Here is a 17392-nt window from a genome sequence, read left to right as displayed (position 1 = left end):
ACTCACCGGTATACCGCTCATTCGGCTGTGGCCCGGCGGCGAGGGCGTCCGCGACCGCGCGGCGGACCTCGGGAGTCGTTGCGGGCCGGTCAGGGGTGCAGGGACGGGTCTGCGGCCTCGCCGCGTTGCTCCGGTGGCTGCCCCGCTCCCGGCCGCTCGTCCTGGCCGGTCTCCGGGCGCCCGTCCTGGTCGGTTGCCGGCCGGCCTTCCTCGGCTGGGCGGGCCGCTGGCAGTGGCGCGCAGGCGACGGGCACCCAGGGGACGTCGCGGAGCACACCGGAGCGGCCGGCGGTCGCGTCGGTGACGGCGGCCCGGGTGAGTGGGGTGACCGCCCCGGGCAACGCGGTGGGGGCGTGCCAGGACAGCCGGCAGCCCGGCAGGGGGTCGGCGGTCGGTCGGACGCCGGCGGCGCGGGCCCGGAACACGTGCACGAGGACGTCCGGTAGCGGCCCGGCGCGTCCCGCCGGGGTGTCCCCGGTGGGGCCGGTCAGGTGGTAGACACCGACCAGGTCGACCAGCTCGATGTCCCAGCCGGTCTCCGTGCGGATGTCCCGCAGGGCCGCCCGCACCGGGCTCTCGGCCGGGCGCAGCCGCCCGCCGGGCAGCGCGTAGCGGCGTTCACCCCGGCCCTGCTGGCAGAGCAGCACCCGGCCGGTGTCGTCGCTGACGACCGCGGCAACCGCCCAGGTGAGCGCACCCATGGACAAAGAGCCTACGGCGGCGCAAACCAGAAGTCACCGAGATGCGTCGCTAACCGCCCGGGGTGCCGCTGCGGGGGTGCGCAGCGGTAGCGTGTGCACCCGTGACCCTCGCCTCGCTGTCCCCCCAGGCGGCCCTGCCCAGTCCCAGCACCGCGGTCTGGCAGCTCGGGCCCGTGCCGATCCGGGCGTACGCGCTCTGCATCATCGCCGGCATCGTGCTGGCCTGCTGGGTGACCGAGCGCCGGCTGCGGCAGCGCGGCGTCGCGCCCGGCGCGGTTCTCGACATCGCCGTCTGGGCGGTGCCCGCGGGCATCATCGGCGCCCGGATCTACCACGTGGTCACCTCACCGGAGAAATACTTCGGCGCCGGTGGCGACCCGATGAAGGTGTTCGCCATCTGGGAGGGCGGTCTCGGCATCTGGGGCGCCGTCGCCGGTGGCGCGGTCGGCGCCTGGATCGCCGCCCGGCAGCTCGGTATCCCGTTCGGCGTGGTCGCCGACGCGCTGGCCCCCGGGCTGCCGCTGGCCCAGGCGGTCGGCCGGCTCGGCAACTGGTTCAACAACGAGTTGTTCGGTGGCCGCACCACGCTGCCGTGGGGCCTGGAGATCCACCGGATGGATCCGGACAATCCGGGGCACGCGCTGCGCGACGACGCCGGGCAGCCGATCCTCGAACCGGGCTTCTACCAGCCGACCTTCCTCTACGAGTTGCTGTGGAACCTCGGCGTTGTCGCCCTGGTCCTGATCGTGGACCGTCGGCTCAAGCTGGGTCGCGGCCGGGCGTTCGCGCTCTACGTGATGGGCTACACCGTCGGCCGGTTCTGGATCGAGCTGTTGCGCACCGACGAGGCCAACCAGATCCTCGGCGTCCGGCTCAATGTCTGGACCGCCGCCCTGGTCTTCCTCGGCGCGTTGATCTACTTCGTGCGGGTGCGCGGCCCTCGGGACTACCTGATTCCGCTCGGCGCGGCGGCGACGCCGACCCCGCCCCCCACGTCCGACCTGTCCCAGGTCGACCTCTCCGAGCGGGAGACCCCCAGCCGGGCCGCCGCGCCGGAGGGCTACCGGGTGGTCAGCGAGGAGCAGTACGCCGCCTGGCAGGACAGCGGTGTCGTACCGCCGGAGTCGGCCACCGACGAGGACTCCCGGCCCGGCGGCGAGCCGCTCGGTGACGCGGCACCCGTCGCCGGCCCGTCGACCGACGACGAGCCGGCGGACGATTCGTCGGCCTCGCGCGCCGACCGGGCCGACGCCGCGGGCGCGCGGCCCGCCGACCGGGACAGCTGAGCGGAGGCGGCACCGATGCGAAGCGCGGTGGTGGTCGGCGCAGGGGTCGGTGGCCTCGCGGTGGCCGGCGCGCTGGCCCGCTCCGGCTGGCAGGTCACTCTGTTGGAACGCGCCGAACGGGTCCGCCCCGAGCCGACGGCCGTGGTGCTCTGGCCCAACGGCGTCCGCGCGCTGCAGGCCCTCGGCCTCGGCGCGGGTTTGGCTGCCATCGCCACCCCGCTGGCCGACGGCGGGGTCCGTCGCCCGGACGGGCACTGGCTCGTGCAACCTCGACCCATCCCGGCCGACCGGATGCCCGTGGTGGTGCACCGCGAGGACCTGCACGACACGCTGATCGCCGGCCTCGGTGACCGGGTCGAGCTGCGTACCGGAGTGACCGTGCGCCACGTCCGGGTGGAGCCGGGCGAGCGACCGGCGGTCAGCGACGGACGGCACACCATCGAGGCCGACCTGGTGGTCGCCGCCGACGGCACGGACAGCGGCATCCGCCGCCAACTCGCCCCGGAGTCCCGGGTGGTCAGCTCCGGCTGCGCCGCCTGGCGAGCCGTCATCCCCTGGTACCAGGCCCCCCGGCTGCCCGACGACCAGCCGTTGGCCGGGGAGATCCTCGGCGCCGGTTACCGGTTCGTGGCCGCGTCGCTGGGCGACCGCGGCTCCTCGGGTGGGTCCACCCGGGGCGGCATCTACTGGGTGGCCACCGCCGCCGGCGCACCACGCCCGGAACCCCCGGAGACCCAGCTCGCCCTGCTGCGCCGCTGGTACGCGGGCTGGCCCGCACCGGTCGGCGCGCTGCTCGACGCCACCGACCCGACCGACCTGGTTCAGCAGGAGGTCCGCGAGTTGCGTCCGCTGCCCCGTGCGTACGGCTTCCCGGTCGGGCCGGGCGGGGTGGTGCTGCTCGGTGACGCGGCGCACGCAATGCCCCCACACCTGGGGCAGGGCGCCTGCCTCGCGTTCGAGGACGCCGCCACGCTCGCCTCCCTGCTGCGGGAGGCGCGACTGCCCGACGCCGTTGCGGCGTACGACCGGGTGCGCCGCCCCCGCGCCGCGACCGTGGTCCGGCAGACCCGACGGATGTCGGCGGTGCTCCAGACCCGGGGCCGGCTGGCGTTGCGCGCCCGGGACGCCGCGCTCGGCACGATCAACACGCGGCTGCTCTCCAGTGCCGCCGCCTCCGCCGCCCAGTGGCGTCCCCCAGCCTGACCCCGGTCACGGGGAGGTCAGGCGATGAGGGCCGCGGGTTCGGCGATGCAGGCGGTGCCGATGCGGCGGAACCCGACCCGCAGGTAGACCCGGGCGATGTCGTCGCTGCCCGCGGACAGGAAGATCAGGTCGGTGCCGGCCGCGCGGAGCTCGTGGGCGAGGGTGGCGGTGAGCGCGGCGCCCAGCCCGCGTCGTCGGGCGGCCGGCAGCGTGGCCACCCCGGCGATCTCCGCGACGTCGCCCACCCGCATCGCCATGCCGCTGGCCAGCGCACCGTCGGTCGACGTGCCGGCCAGCGCCGAGACCCGTCGGCCGTCCGCGATCCGGGTGCGCTCCTCGTCGAGCGCGGCCAACTCGAGTTCGGTGACGGCGGCGTCCCGCTCGGCCGGGCCGGCCTCACCGGGCGCGGTGCCGGCGGCGGCGAACGACACCGCGGCCACCGCGCGCCGGGCGGCGACGTCAGCGGCGAAGCTGGGGGAGTCCGCCGCCAGCACCCGCACCGCGACGTCGGACAGCGTCGCCGGGTCGGGCAGCGCCGTCGGGTCGAGCACCATCAGCGGCGCCTCCAGCACGCTCAGCCCCGCCGAGCGGGCCACCGCCAGCAGTTCGGGGGTCGTCTCGTGCACCCACTCGAAGGCCTCCGGCAGGCCCAGCTTCCGCTGTCGCTCGCGGACCGAGGTCACGTCGGCCAGTGACGGCGGCTCGGCGGCGCCGAGCCGGGGGCGGGCGTAGAACGGCCAGCCGTCACCCTCGCGGACGAACAGCACCAGCCCGCCATGCTCCTCCACACCGGCGACGTCGCGGGGCACCGCGTCGTAGAAGTGTTCCAACCGGTCGAAGATGTCCTTGTGTAGAGGATCCACCGCGCGAGACTACACGTCCCAGACTATGGACGGTGTGATCAATCTCAGGTGGCCGCGCGGCCCTGGCCCTAACGTAGACTCAATAGACCCACGGGCCGACGTCGTCCCCACCATGATCCAACCTGAGTGACGACAGGAGGCCCGGTGGCTCAGCCGTACGCGGAAACGACACATCCGTACCCGCACAGCCCGCAGACGTCCCCGACGCCCGGCTCCCACCCCTTGGCCCAGGGCCTCTACGACCCGACGCAGGAGCACGATGCCTGCGGCGTGGCGTTCGTAGCGGATCTGCACGGCCGCCGCTCGCACGCGGTCGTCGCCAACGGGCTCGGCGCGCTCTGCCGGCTCGACCATCGCGGCGCCCGGGGCGCGGAGCCGAACACCGGCGACGGCGCGGGCATCATGATCCAGGTGCCGGACGCGTTCCTGCGTGCGGTGGCCGACGTCGCGCTTCCCGTGGCAGGCGAGTACGCCACCGGGCTGGTCTTCCTCCCCGACGACGATGCCGCCGAGGCGCGTGCCCGGCGGGTGGTCGAGAAGTACGCCCTGGTCGAGGGTGCCGACGTGCTCGGCTGGCGGGACGTGCCGATCGACCCGACCGGGCTCGGCGAGACCGCCCTGGCGGCGATGCCCCGGGTCCGGCAGGTCTTCCTCGCCGCGCGCCGGCTCACCGATTCCCCCGACGGGCCGGCCGGTTCCGCGCTGCGCGGCATCGACCTGGACCGGGTGGCGTTCTGCCTGCGCAAGCAGGCCGAACGGGAGACCGCCGAGCGGGGCGTGCCGGCGTACTTCCCGTCGCTGTCCAGCCGGACGATGGTCTACAAGGGAATGCTGACCCCCGACCAGTTGCCGGCGTTCTACCCGGACCTGCGCGACGAGCGGGTGGACAGCGCTATCGCGTTGGTGCACTCCCGCTTCTCCACCAACACCTTCCCGTCCTGGCCGCTGGCGCACCCGTACCGGTTCATCGCCCACAACGGCGAGATCAACACGATCCGCGGCAACCGCAACTGGATGCAGGCCCGCGAGGCGCTGCTGCGCTCGCCGAACCTGCCGGGCAACATTCGACGGGTCTTCCCGGTCTGCACCCCCGGCGCCTCCGACTCGGCGAACTTCGACGAGGTCCTGGAGTTGCTGCACCTGGCCGGGCGGAGCCTGCCGCACTCGGTGCTCATGATGATCCCCGAGGCGTGGGAGAACGACCCCGGCATGGAGCCGGCCAAGCGTGCCTTCTACCGCTTCCACGCCAGCCTCATGGAGCCGTGGGACGGTCCGGCGTCGGTGGCCTTCACCGACGGCGAGATCGTCGGCGCGGTGCTGGACCGCAACGGGCTGCGCCCGGGGCGCTGGTGGCAGACCGACGACGGGCTCGTGGTGCTCGGCTCCGAGGCGGGCGTGCTCGACCTCGACCCAGCCCACGTGGTCGCGAAGGGACGGCTCCAGCCGGGCAAGATGTTCCTGGTCGACACCGTCGCCGGTCGGATCGTGCACGACGAGGAGATCAAGTCCGAGTTGGCCGCCGCGCAGCCGTACGGCGAGTGGCTGCACGCCGGGCTGATCGAGCTGGGCGACCTGCCCGCCCGCGAGCACACCGTCTACACGCACGACTCGGTCCGCCGCCGCCAGCAGACCTTCGGCTACACGGAGGAGGAGCTGAAGATCCTGCTCGGGCCGATGGCCCGTACCGGGGCCGAGCCGCTCGGCTCGATGGGCACGGACACTCCGATCTCGCCGCTGTCCACCCGGCCGCGGCTGCTCTACGACTACTTCCACCAGCTCTTCGCCCAGGTCACCAACCCTCCGCTGGACGCCATCCGCGAGGAGCTGGTGACCAGCCTGGCGTCGACGATCGGGCCGGAGGGCAACCTGCTCGACCCGGGCGCGGCGAGCTGCCGGCAGATCGTGCTGCCGCATCCGGTGATCGACAACGACGAGCTCGCGAAGATCCTCTCCATCGACGAGGACGGCGACCTGCCCGGCTTCAAGGCGGTCCGGGTGTCCGGCCTGTACCGCATCCGGGAGGGCGCCGCCGGGATCAAGGCACGGCTGACCGAGATCTGCCGGCACGTCTCCGAGGCGATCGAGGACGGCGTCCGCATCCTGGTGCTCTCCGACCGGGACTCCAACGCCGACCTGGCGCCGATCCCGTCGCTGCTGCTCACCGCCGCCGTGCACCAGCACCTGGTGCGGGAGCAGACGCGTACGCAGGCGGCGCTGATCGTGGAGTCCGGCGACTGCCGCGAGGTGCACCACGCGGCGGTGCTGATCGGCTACGGCGCGGCGGCGGTCAACCCGTACCTGGCGTTCGAGTCGGTGGAGGACATGATCGCCACCGGCGCGCTGGCCGGTGTCGAGCCCGTTGCGGCCGTGCACAACTACGCCAAGGCGCTCGGCAAGGGCGTCCTGAAGATCATGTCGAAGATGGGCATCTCGACGGTCTCCTCGTACTGCGGTGCGCAGGTCTTCGAGGCGGTCGGCCTGGACACCCGGCTGGTCGAGCGCTACTTCCGGGGCACCCCCAGCCGGATCGGCGGGGTCGCGCTCGCGGGCGTGCACACCGAGGTGGCCGCCCGGCACGCGCTGGCCTGGCCGCCGGCCGGCACCGCCGTCTCCGACCGCTTGGAGGTCGGCGGCGAGTACCAGTGGCGCCGCGAGGGTGAGCTGCACCTGTTCAACCCGGAGACGGTCTTCCTGCTGCAGCACGCCACGCGCACTCGGCAGTACGACGTCTTCCGGCAGTACACCGCGAAGGTCGACGCGCTCGCCGCGCAGGCCGGCTCGCTGCGCGGGTTGTTCACCCTGCGTACCGGGGTCCGCCCGGCGGTGCCGATCGAGGAGGTCGAGCCGGCCACCGAGATCGTCAAGCGGTTCGCCACCGGCGCCATGTCGTACGGGTCGATCTCCGCGGAGGCGCACGAGACGCTCGCGATCGCGATGAACCGCCTCGGCGGCAAGTCCAACACCGGCGAGGGCGGCGAGGACGTCGAGCGGCTGCACGACCCGGCCCGCCGCTCGGCGGTCAAGCAGATCGCCAGTGGCCGGTTCGGTGTGACGAGCGAATACCTGGTCAACGCGGACGACCTCCAGATCAAGATGGCCCAGGGCGCCAAGCCGGGTGAGGGTGGTCAACTGCCCGGCAACAAGGTCTGGCCGTGGATCGCCCGTACCCGGCACGCCACCCCCGGCGTCGGTCTGATCTCGCCGCCGCCGCACCACGACATCTACTCCATCGAGGACCTCGCCCAGCTGGTGCACGACCTGAAGTGCGTCAACCCGGCGGCCCGGGTGCACGTCAAGCTGGTCAGCGAGGTCGGCGTCGGCACCGTCGCCGCCGGGGTGGCGAAGCTCAAGGCGGACGTCATCCTGATCTCCGGCCACGATGGCGGCACGGGCGCGTCCCCGATGAACTCGCTCAAGCACGCCGGCACCCCGTGGGAGTTGGGGCTGGCCGAGGCACAGCAGACGCTGCTGCTCAACAAGCTGCGCGACCGGGTCACCGTGCAGGTCGACGGCCAGCTCAAGACCGGCCGGGACGTGCTGATCGCGGCGCTGCTCGGCGCGGAGGAGTTCGGCTTCGCGACCGCGCCGCTGATCGTCGAGGGTTGCGTGATGATGCGGGTCTGCCACCTGGACACCTGCCCGGTCGGCATCGCCACCCAGAATCCGGTGCTGCGGGAGCGCTTCACCGGCAAGCCGGAGTTCGTGGAGAACTTCTTCCTCTTCCTCGCCGAGGAGGTCCGGGGGTATTTGGCCGAGCTGGGTTTCCGGTCGATCGAGGAAGCGATCGGGCAGTCCGAGCTGCTCGACGTGGCCCCGGCGGTGACGCACTGGAAGGCGCACGGGTTGGACCTGGCGCCCGTCCTGCACCTGCCGGAGTTGCCGGCGGGCGCGGCCCGTCGGGGGGTCCGCGCGCAGGATCACGGCCTGGAGCAGGCGCTCGACAATGAGCTGATCGCGCTGGCCCGTCCGGCTCTGACGGACGGGGCGCCGGTGCGGGTCGAGGTGGCGGTGCGCAACGAGCACCGCAGCGTCGGCGCGATGCTCGGCGGCGAGGTGACCCGTCGCTTCGGCGGCGCCGGCCTCCCCGACGACACCATCGAGTTCGTGCTGCACGGCACGGCTGGGCAGTCGTTCGGCGCGTTCCTGCCGAGCGGGGTGACCCTGCGGCTGCATGGTGACGCCAACGACTACGTGGGCAAGGGCCTCTCCGGTGGGCGGCTCATCGTCCGCCCGGACGCCGCCGCGCCGTTCCTCGACGTCGACGCCGAGCCGGGGCAGCGGGCCGAGGATCAGATCATCGCCGGCAACACCATCCTGTACGGGGCCACCGCGGGCGAGGTCTTCCTGCGTGGCCGGGTGGGGGAGCGGTTCGCGGTGCGTAACTCCGGCGCGGTGGCCGTGGTCGAGGGTGTCGGCGACCATGGCTGCGAGTACATGACCGGCGGCACGGTGGTGGTGCTCGGTGCGACCGGCCGTAACTTCGCGGCCGGCATGTCCGGCGGTACGGCGTTCGTGCACCAACTGGACCGCGCCCGGGTCAACACGGAGCTGGTCGACCTGGCGCTGCTGAGCGAGCAGGAGCAGTCGTTGCTGCACGAGCTGGTCCAGCGGCACGTGGCCGAGACCGGGTCGGCGGTAGCCGAGGAGCTGCTCAAGCGTTGGCCGGAGGCGGTGGCTGAGTTCACCGCGGTGGTGCCGCGCGACTACCGCCGGGTAATGGAGATCATGCGGGCCGCCGAAGCCGCCGGCCGCGACGTCGACGACGCGGTGATGAGCGCGCTCAGCGCGCCGTCAGCCGTGCCGGTGCCGCCCGCCCCGCGGGTGGCGGCCCAGGAGGTGGCACGTGCCTGACCCGAACGGTTTCCTGCGCTACGACCGGCGACTGCCGGCCCGCCGCCCGGTGCCGGTGCGGATCAGCGACTGGCGTGAGGTCTACCCGCCGGCCGGCGAGGAACTGGTCCGCGAGCAGGCCACGCGATGCATGGACTGCGGCATCCCGTTCTGCCACAGCGACACTGCCGGTTGCCCGCTGGGCAACCGCATCCCGGACTGGAACGACCTGGTGCGGACCGGCAACTGGGACGCCGCCGTGGAGTCGCTGCACGCCACCAACAACTTCCCGGAGTTCACCGGCCGGCTCTGCCCGGCGCCGTGCGAGGCGGCCTGCGTGCTCGGCATCTCTGGCGGCCAGCCGGTGACCATCAAGCAGATCGAGGTGGAGATCGCCGACGCCGCCGTGGCGCGCGGACTCGGCGCCCGCCCGGTGCCGGCGCCGTCCGGTCGGTCGGTCGCCGTCGTCGGCTCCGGGCCCGCCGGTCTGGCCGCCGCCCAGCAGTTGGCCCGCGCCGGTCACGCGGTGACGGTGTACGAGCGTGACGACGCGATCGGTGGCCTGCTCCGGTACGGCATTCCCGACTTCAAGTTGGAGAAGCGGCACATCGATGCCCGGCTGGCCCAGCTCACCGCCGAGGGGGTGCGCTTCCGCACCGGCGTGAACGTCGGGGTGGACGTCACCGCCGAGCAGCTGCGCGCCGAGCACGACGCGGTGCTGCTGGCCTGCGGGGCGTTGCAGGGCCGGGACACCCCGGAGACCCCGGGGCGGGCGCTTCGGGGCGTACACCAGGCGATGGCGCACCTGGTCGCGGCGAATCGCGCGGTCGCCACCGCGGCCACCGACCAGGCCGGCGTGGTGGCCACCACCGAGCGTCGGCTGGCGCCGGCGGTGTTGCCGGACGGCACCCCGATCGACGCGGCCGGCAAGCACGTGGTGATCATCGGTGGGGGTGACACCGCGGCGGACTGCCTCGGTGTCGCACACCGCCAGGGTGCCGCGGGCGTGCACCAGCTCGACCTGTACCCACAGCCGCCCGAGGCGCGCGACGAGGCACGGGACCCGTGGCCGACCTGGCCGTGGATCCTGCGCAGCTACCCGGCGCACGAGGAGGGTGGCGAGCGGGTCTTCGCCGTGGCGGTGCAGGAGTTCGTGGACGACGGCACCGGCCAGGTGCGGGCGGTGCGGATCGCCGAGGTGACCGTGGAGAAACGCGACGGCCAGCGGGTCGTCACCGTGGTGCCGGGCTCCGAGCGGGAGTTGCCGGCCGATCTGGTGCTGCTGGCGATCGGTTTCGAGGGCACCGAGCAGCAGCCGCTGCTGGCCCAGTTCGGCGTGACCCGTAATCGCCGGGGCGCTGTCGACGCTCGCGACGACTGGCAGACCGACGCCGACGGGGTTTTCGTCGCCGGTGACATGCACCGGGGCGCCTCGTTGATCGTCTGGGCCATCGCCGAGGGGCGTGCGGCGGCGGCCGCCATCCACGGGTATCTCGGCGGTGTCGGTGTGTTGCCGGCGCCGGTGGGCTCGGCCGCGCAGCCCCTCGCCGCCGCCCGCTGAGGCGGCACTCGACGGGATCGACGGAGGTCCGGCCGGCGCGGCAGCTTCTGCCCGCCGGTCGGGCGTCTCCGCTGGTGAGACCGCTCACAAATATGGGCGAATAGGTTTAAAGCCGCAAGACTTGTCGGCTGCCGAACCGCACCGCGATCGGCATGAATGATCATGCAGCCGATCGCTTGGAGGTTCGTCGTGGCCAAGGGTGCCACCTTCGCCGCGTTGCGCCACCGCAACTACCGGATCTGGGCGTTCGCCGGGTTCGTCTCCGTCATCGGCACCTGGATGCAGGTCCTCGGGGTCAACTGGTACGTCCTGAAGGAGACCGGCTCAGCGACGTCCATGGGCTTCGCCGTGCTGCTCCAGGCGGCTCCCACGCTGTTGCTCAGCGTGTGGGGCGGTGTGCTCGCCGACCGCCTGCCGGCCCGCCCGCTGCTGATCGCCGCCCAGGTCGCCCACGCGGCACTCGCCGCCGGACTGGCCGCGGTCGCGCTGACCGGCGTTGGCGGCCTGCCGCTGATCTTCGCGATCTCCCTGGGCACCGGCGCCGTCTCGGCCATCGAGGGCCCGGTGATGGGCCGCTGGGCCTCCACCCTCGTCGACCGGGAGACGCTGGGCAACGCCCTGGCGCTCGGGTCGCTCACCAACTCCGCCGGCCGGATCCTCGGCATGAGCCTCGGTGCGGTCGTGGTGGCCGCCGTCGGGCCCGCGCTGCTGTTCGGCATCAACGCGGCGAGCTTCGCCGCCGTGGTGGTGGCGCTGTTCGCCGTACGCCCGGGAGCTTTGCCCGCGCTGGCGGCACAGGGCGGCCGTCGGAGCCACGACGGTGTTCGCGCCGGTTTCGCCTACCTGCGCGGGCAGCCCGTGCTGCTCCTCGCGCTCGCCCTGTCGTTCGTGCTCGGCAGCCTGGGCCGCAACTACCAGGTGACGATGGCGGCGATGAGCGACGGGCCGCTGGGTGCCGGCGCCTCCGGCTACGGCTTCCTCTCGACCGTGTTCGCGGTCGGAACGGTGCTGGGTGCGCTCGTCGCGGCCCGCCGGCGTTCCCTGGACTACCGGACCCTGGTCGTCGCGGGTCTGCTCGCGAGCGGGCTGCAGATCGTCGCCGGCCTCGCACCGAGTACCTGGAGCTTCGCCGCGGTGATCCTGCCGATCGCCGCCGCCGCGGTGGTCATCGACACCACCGTCGGCACCCGCGTCCAGCTCGACACCGACGGCGCGATGCGGGGCCGGGTGCTCGCCGCCCTGGCGGTCACCGGCTCGGTCTCCGCCGCGGTCGGCGCTCCGCTGCTCGGGTGGCTCGCCGAACACGCCGGGCCGCGCCAGACGCTCGTGCTCGCCGGCTCCGCCGCGGCGGTCGCCACGGCCGTCGCGGCGGTCGCCCTGGACCGTCAGCGCGCCCGCGCGACGACCCTCACGCTGGTCGTGCCGCGGCCACGCCATCCGGTACGACGAGTGGCGTGGAGGGCGGCCCGCATGGTCCGGCCCGCCGGGGCGGTCTGTGTCGTCGCGCCCGCCGGGCCCGGTGGGGTCCGGTTGGGCTCGGTCCGGCTCGGAGAGCTGGCCACGGCCGGGTCGGCGCCGCGCGGCTGAGACAGCGGTCACCCCCCGGCGGCCCCGCTACGGGACCAACCACCGCGAAGATCATCGTTACGCTGCGCTCATGGACAACGAGGAGCGGCTACGGCGGACCCGCCGGTGGCTGTGGATCGTGCTGATCGGGCTTTTCCTGAGCGGTGCCACCGCGTTTCCGCTGGAGATCGAGGTGCGCTGGCTGCTGCGGGCTCTGGATCCGCTCGCCGGCCAACTGCCCGCCCTGGTCGAGTGGATCGAGCGGGTGCACGCCGGGCTCGTGACCGCCGACGCGGACTACCCGTTCCTGCTCTACGGCACCGACTGGCTGGCCTTCGCCCACCTGGTGCTGGCGGTGGCGTTCTGGGGGCCGCTGCGCGACCCGGTGCGCAACGTCTGGGTGGTGCAGGTCGGCATGATCGCCTGCGCGGGCATCGTCCCACTGGCGTTGATCTGCGGCCCGATCCGGGACATCCCCTGGTTCTGGACGCTCATCGACCTCTCCTTCGCGGTCGGGGCGTTCCCACCGCTCTGGTTCGCCTACCGGCACATCCGTGCCATCGAAGCGAGCACGGCTGCGGCGACAGGTGTCCCAGCGATGTCCTGAGCGGGCCTCCCTCGGCCCCCGGCCCCCGGCCCTCGACCCTCGACCCTCGACCCTCGGCCCTCGGCCCCCCGGCCCTCGGCCCCCCGGCCCTCGGCCCCCCGGCCCTCGGCCCCCCGGCCCTCGGCCCCCCGGCCCTCGGCCCTCGGCCCTCGGCCCTCGGCCCTCGGCCCCCGGCCCCCCGGCCCCCCGGCCCTCGGCCCCCGGCCCCCCGGCCCTCGACCCCCGGCCCCCCGGCCCTCGGCCGGGTGGGCGGGGGTGACAACCCCCTGACGGTGCCTGTAGAGCTGCCCCAGATATGGGCCGCCGTCATCGCCCCATTTCTGGGGCAGCTCTACAGGCAAGCAGCGAAGTGGTCGGTCGCCGGTCCGCTCTACAGGCAAGCACTGAAGTGGTCGGTCGTCGGTCCGCGCCCCGGGAGAACAGTGGGATGCCGGGGAGACGGGGCGCCGACGACCCGGAAGGGCCCGCCGCGGGGGCGGCGGGCCCTTCCGTCCACACCGGATGCCTAGTGCGACAGCAGCTGGTGCGACTCGCGGATCTTGGCCCAGGACTTCGGCTCGGTCGGCGGGGCGGCCTTGCGCGCGGCGGTCGCCACGTCGGGTCGGCCGGCGGTGAACAACCAGGTGGTGAAGAGGTCGTCCAGGTCCAGACCGGAGATCCGTTCGGCCAGCGCCTGGAACTGCGCGATGCTGCCGTTGCCGTACCGGTGCTCGGCCGTCCAGGTCGGCAGGATCTCGAAGAACGCGTCGTCGCCCACGGCCAGCCGCAACTGGTGCAGGGTCATCGCGCCCCGGTCGTAGACGGCGCCGTCGAAGACCCGGTCGGCACCCGGGTCACCCGGCAGCACCTGCCAGAACTCGTCGTCGGCCGGGTAGCTGGCATAGGTGAAGTCGAACACCTCCTGCGCGGTGCCCTCGCCCTGCTCTTCCGACCAGAGCCACTCGGCGTACGAGGCGAAGCCCTCGTTCAGCCAGATGTTGCTCCACTCGGCCACCGAGACCGAGTCGCCGAACCACTGGTGGGCGTTCTCGTGCGCCACCACGTACGTGTTGGCGCCGCGTCGCCAGAAGCCCGGCCCGTACACCGGTCGGGTCTGCGTCTCCAGTGCGAAGCCGATGCCGTCGAGCGGACCGGCCACGCCACCCTGCGCCTCGAACGGGTACGGGCCGAAGATCCCGCTCTCCCAGTCGACGATCTCGGCGGTCCGCTCGATGCTGGCCTTCGCGGCCGGCCCGAGCTCGCCCAGTGAGGTGCTGTACGCGTTGATCACCGGCTGGCCGCTCGGGGTGGTGTCGGTGACGATGTCGTACTGGCCGATGGCCATGAAGGCCAGGTAGGGGGCGGTGGGGGAGGTGGTCCGCCAGATCCACCGGGTGCGGTTGCCGGCCTCGGCCAGCGGGGGCCGCGGCTGCACGCCGTTGCTGATCACCTCGACGCCGGTGGGCACCGACACCGAGACGTCGAAGGTGGCCTTGTCCAGTGGGTGGTCGTTGCTCGGGAACCACCACCACGCCGACTCGGGCTCGTTGACGGCGAGGGCGCCGTCGTCGGTGCGCGTCCAGCCGGTGTAGCCACCGACCAGGGTCTCCGACGGGATGCCGGCGTAGCGCACCACGATGGTGAGCTGCTGGCCCCGGGTCACCGTGCGGGCCGGAGTGACCACCAGCTCGTGGGCACCCGCGGTGCTGGTGCTCGCCGCCCAACCGTTGACCCGCACCGATTCGACGTCGAGCAGGAAGTCCAGGTTGAAGGCGGAGAGGTCCTGGGTGGCGGTGGCGAGGATGGTGGTGGTGCCGCTGAGCTGGTCGGTCGCCGGGTCGTAGCGCAGCCGGACATCGTAGTGCTCGACGTCGTAGCCGCCGTTGCCGTAGTCGGGGAAGTAGGTGTCGCCCAGGCCGGCCGCGCCGGGTTGTGGCGCCGCGGTGACGACGGGACGGCCCCAGCCGGTCGGGGCGGCCTGGCTGGGGGTGCCGGCGAGCATGGTGCCGGCGGTGGTGAGGGTCAGGGCGGCGGTGGCCGCCGTGAGAACTCGTCGCACGGGGTGGACTCCCTCCATCGGGTGTTCGCCACGCCAACGTAATCGACAACGTTGAACATCGCCGGCCTGCTGCTCGATCACGTCGGCCGGCGTGACACGTCCTCGCAGGACTGTCCGGGTGCCACCGGCGTCCGTTAGGGTTCCTGGGACCAGGCGGCCGTTGGCGTTGGGGGCAGAGGTTGAGCAGGCTCGCGTCGGCGTACCGGCAGGCGGTCAACTCGCACCGGGCGGCCCGGGCACACCTGGACACCGCCCGGCGAGCCCTCGGCACGGCACCGGCTGCCGTCGCGCCGGCCGGTGTTGACGAGCTGGTGGCCCGTCTCGCCCGCCTCGGCGGGGCCCTGGCCACACCCACCCCGAACGCCACGCCGTTGACCGACGCGCCGGCCGCGGTGCGGATCGGTGAGGCGTCCACCTCGGACGGCGGCTTCCCGGTGCTGGTCCCGCTCGGCGGCGGCCACCACCTGGCCCTGGACGCCGATGTCCGCGACCCGCGGGTCGCCGGGCTGCTGCGGGCGCTGGTGCTGCGGCTGGTCGCCACCGCACCGCCCGGGCACGTCCGGGTCGCCGGCATCGACACCGCCGCGGTGGGCGCCACCTTCGGCCCGTTGCGCCCCCTGCTCGACGCGGGGGTGCTCGACCCGCCGGCCACCGGCGAGGCCGAGGTGGCGGCGCTGCTGGACGCCGCCGAGCAGCACGCCCGCACCGCGCAGCACGCCCAGCCCGCCGCCCGGCACCTGCTGGTGGTGGTCGCCACCGCCGCGCCACCGCCGCGCGAGCTGGCCCGGCTCGCCGCGCTCACCCATGCCGGCCCGACCGCCGCCGTCTGCGTGCTGCTCGCCGGCCACCCGTCGCGGCAGCCCGGCGAGACCGCGACGCCGCTGGGCGGCACCACCGCGGTCCGGCTCAATCAGGGGTACGCGCACGTCGGCGACCCGCCCGGCACCCCGTTCAGCGCCGATGGCACCGGCCTCGCCGCACCCGTCCAGCTCGACGGCGACCCGCCGCCCGCCTCGGTACGCGCGCTCGCCGAGCACCTGGGTGCCGCCGCCCGCCGCGCCGACGCGCTGCCCTTCACCGACCTGCTGCCCGAGCGGCGCTGGGTCGAGTCCGCCGGCAACGGCCTGCGCACGGTGATCGGTCGGGCCGGCGCCACCCCGTGGACGCCCGCCTTCGACACTGCGTTGACTCTCGCCTTCGACGACGCCACCCCGCACTGGCTGGTCGGTGGACGCACCGGCGCCGGCAAGACGGTCTTCCTCCTCGACGTCCTCTACGGGCTGGCCGCCCGCTACTCCCCGGCCGAGCTGCAGCTCTACCTGCTCGACTTCAAGGAGGGCGTGAGCTTCACCGAGTTCGTGCCCACCGGTCGGGACCCGTCGTGGCTGCCACACGCCCGTGCCGTCGGCATCGAGTCCGACCGCGAGTACGGGCTCGCCGTGCTGCGCGAGCTTCGCCGGGAGGCGCAACGCCGGGCCACCGCGCTGAAGCGGCACGGCGTCACCAAACTCGCCGACCTGCCCCGCGACAACCCGCTGCCACGCATCGTGGCCGTCATCGACGAGTTCCAGGTGCTGCTCGCCGGCAACGACGCGCTGGCCCGCGAGTCCGTCGACCTGCTGGAGGAGCTGGCCCGCAAGGGCCGCTCGTACGGCATCCACCTGGTGCTGGCCAGCCAGAGCATGACCGGCATCGAGGCCCTCTACGGGCGGGCCGAGGCGATCTTCGGGCAGTTCGCGCTACGGGTGGCGCTGCCCGGCGGCGGCGGGGTGCTCGACCAGCTCAACGACGCCGCCGCGGCCCTGCCGATCGGCTCGGCCGTGGTCAACACCGCAGCCGGTGCGGTCGGCGCCGACACCGTGCTGCGCTTCCCCGACGCGCATGCCGCCACAGCGGACCTCGCCGCGCTGCGCCACGACCTGTGGCAGGCCCGCCCGCCGGGCTCGCGGGCACCGGCGGTCTTCAAGGGGTACGAGGCCGCGCGGGTCGAGGACGATCCCACCTTCGCCGGGTTGCGCCCCGGTGGTCGACGCCCGATGGCCCTGGTCGGCCGGACTGTCGACGTGCACGGCACCACCGCGCTGTTCCTGATGGACACCACCCCCGGCCGGCACCTCGCCGTGGTGGGCACCGCACCGACCGGCGCGGACGTGCTGCGCGCCGCGACGCTGAGCCTGGCCCGACAGCACACCCCCGGCGAGGTCCGGTTCCAACTGGCCTCGCTGGTCACCGCCGCCGACCCGGTCGCCGACGACGCCGAAGCCGTCCTGCGGGCCGCCGGTCACCCGGTGCGGCGTCTCGACGCGGCCGGGCTGCGCGAGCGCATCGCCACGCTGGCCGCCGAGCCCACCGGCCGCGAATACCTGGTGGTGTTCGGCATGGACGCCGCCGCGCCGGTCCTCGGGGCCGCCGACCCCAGCACGTTCCGCTCCGGCCTGGACGACCTGCGCGTGCTCCTGCGCCAGGGGCCCGGGCAGGGGGTGCACGTGCTCGGTTGGTGGCGTGGGTTGCGGCGGCTCGCCGACGACCTCGGTGGCACCCAGAACCGCGACGACGTCGCCTGCCTGGTGGCGCTCAACGTGCCCGGGCCCGAGTTGGCCCTGCACCTCGGAGTGCACGACCTGGCGTACACGCCCCGCGCCGACCGGGCGCTGCTGGTCGACCGGCACGACCAGCGCACCCGGCTGATCGTCCCGTTCGTCGGCGACGGGCACGAGCCGGACCTGGAGCGGTGACC

10 protein-coding genes are annotated in these 17392 nt (G+C 73.8%); 7 read left to right on the top strand and 3 right to left on the bottom strand.

The annotated features are described in order from the left end of the window. Window positions 1-89: 89 nt before the first annotated feature. Window positions 90-701, bottom strand: coding sequence for an NUDIX hydrolase (locus C7C45_RS13715; protein WP_110564038.1), 612 nt, complete (start codon window positions 699-701; stop codon window positions 90-92). A 101-nt stretch (window positions 702-802) separates the two neighbouring features. On the opposite strand from C7C45_RS13715, the gene lgt reads away from it, so the two are divergent. Further along, on the top strand, window positions 803-1987 hold the full coding sequence (lgt, locus tag C7C45_RS13710) for a prolipoprotein diacylglyceryl transferase (RefSeq protein WP_110564037.1): 1185 nt from the start codon (window positions 803-805) through the stop codon (window positions 1985-1987). A gap of 15 nt (window positions 1988-2002) precedes the next feature. Then, window positions 2003-3190: an FAD-dependent oxidoreductase gene (locus C7C45_RS13705; protein WP_110564036.1), complete on the top strand. Its 1188-nt coding sequence runs from the start codon at window positions 2003-2005 to the stop codon at window positions 3188-3190. A gap of 17 nt (window positions 3191-3207) precedes the next feature. On the opposite strand, the gene C7C45_RS13700 is transcribed toward C7C45_RS13705, so the two are convergent. Then, the gene (locus tag C7C45_RS13700) at window positions 3208-4053 is read right to left on the bottom strand and encodes a GNAT family N-acetyltransferase (protein ID WP_110564035.1); all 846 of its coding nucleotides are present in this window, start codon (window positions 4051-4053) and stop codon (window positions 3208-3210) included. Window positions 4054-4197: 144 nt separating this feature from the next. On the opposite strand from C7C45_RS13700, the gene gltB reads away from it, so the two are divergent. The 4 genes from gltB (at window position 4198) to C7C45_RS13680 (ending at window position 12617) form a co-directional block, all read left to right on the top strand. Further along, window positions 4198-8904 carry a glutamate synthase large subunit gene (gltB, locus tag C7C45_RS13695; protein ID WP_208641163.1) on the top strand — a complete coding sequence of 1569 codons (4707 nt, stop codon included), beginning with the start codon at window positions 4198-4200 and terminating at the stop codon, window positions 8902-8904. After that, the gene (locus C7C45_RS13690; protein ID WP_110564033.1) at window positions 8897-10444 is read left to right on the top strand and encodes a glutamate synthase subunit beta; all 1548 of its coding nucleotides are present in this window, start codon (window positions 8897-8899) and stop codon (window positions 10442-10444) included. Before gltB ends, C7C45_RS13690 begins: the two co-directional genes overlap by 8 nt. Before the next feature lie 162 nt (window positions 10445-10606). Then, window positions 10607-12031 carry an MFS transporter gene (locus C7C45_RS13685; protein ID WP_244200374.1) on the top strand — a complete coding sequence of 475 codons (1425 nt, stop codon included), beginning with the start codon at window positions 10607-10609 and terminating at the stop codon, window positions 12029-12031. 70 nt (window positions 12032-12101) lie between these two features. Next, window positions 12102-12617: a hypothetical protein gene (locus tag C7C45_RS13680; RefSeq protein WP_110564032.1), complete on the top strand. Its 516-nt coding sequence runs from the start codon at window positions 12102-12104 to the stop codon at window positions 12615-12617. A gap of 505 nt (window positions 12618-13122) precedes the next feature. Here C7C45_RS13680 and C7C45_RS13675 read toward each other — a convergent pair. Continuing rightward, complete coding sequence (locus C7C45_RS13675) at window positions 13123-14655, bottom strand: M1 family metallopeptidase (protein ID WP_110564181.1); 1533 nt, start codon at window positions 14653-14655, stop codon at window positions 13123-13125. Between the two features lie 179 nt (window positions 14656-14834). On the opposite strand from C7C45_RS13675, the gene C7C45_RS13670 reads away from it, so the two are divergent. After that, window positions 14835-17390 (top strand): FtsK/SpoIIIE domain-containing protein, encoded by a 2556-nt coding sequence (locus tag C7C45_RS13670; RefSeq protein ID WP_110564031.1) that lies wholly within the window; start codon window positions 14835-14837, stop codon window positions 17388-17390. Window positions 17391-17392: the final 2 nt, after the last annotated feature.

The sequence above is a fragment of the Micromonospora arborensis genome (assembly GCF_003205615.1).
Lineage (GTDB): Bacteria > Actinomycetota > Actinomycetes > Mycobacteriales > Micromonosporaceae > Micromonospora > Micromonospora arborensis.
The sequence above is the reverse complement of the archived record's forward strand: the minus strand, read 5'-3'. Positions and strand labels throughout refer to the sequence as shown.

What these genes read in the sequence shown, in the direction of transcription:
- C7C45_RS13705 (WP_110564036.1), top strand. Translation starts at nt 2,003, where the DNA reads ATGCGAAGCGCGGTGGTGGTCGGCGCAGGGGTCGGTGGCCTCGCGGTG.
- C7C45_RS13685 (WP_244200374.1), top strand. Translation starts at nt 10,607, where the DNA reads ATGCAGCCGATCGCTTGGAGGTTCGTCGTGGCCAAGGGTGCCACCTTC.
- C7C45_RS13680 (WP_110564032.1), top strand. Translation starts at nt 12,102, where the DNA reads ATGGACAACGAGGAGCGGCTACGGCGGACCCGCCGGTGGCTGTGGATC.
- C7C45_RS13715 (WP_110564038.1), bottom strand. Translation starts at nt 701, where the DNA reads ATGGGTGCGCTCACCTGGGCGGTTGCCGCGGTCGTCAGCGACGACACC.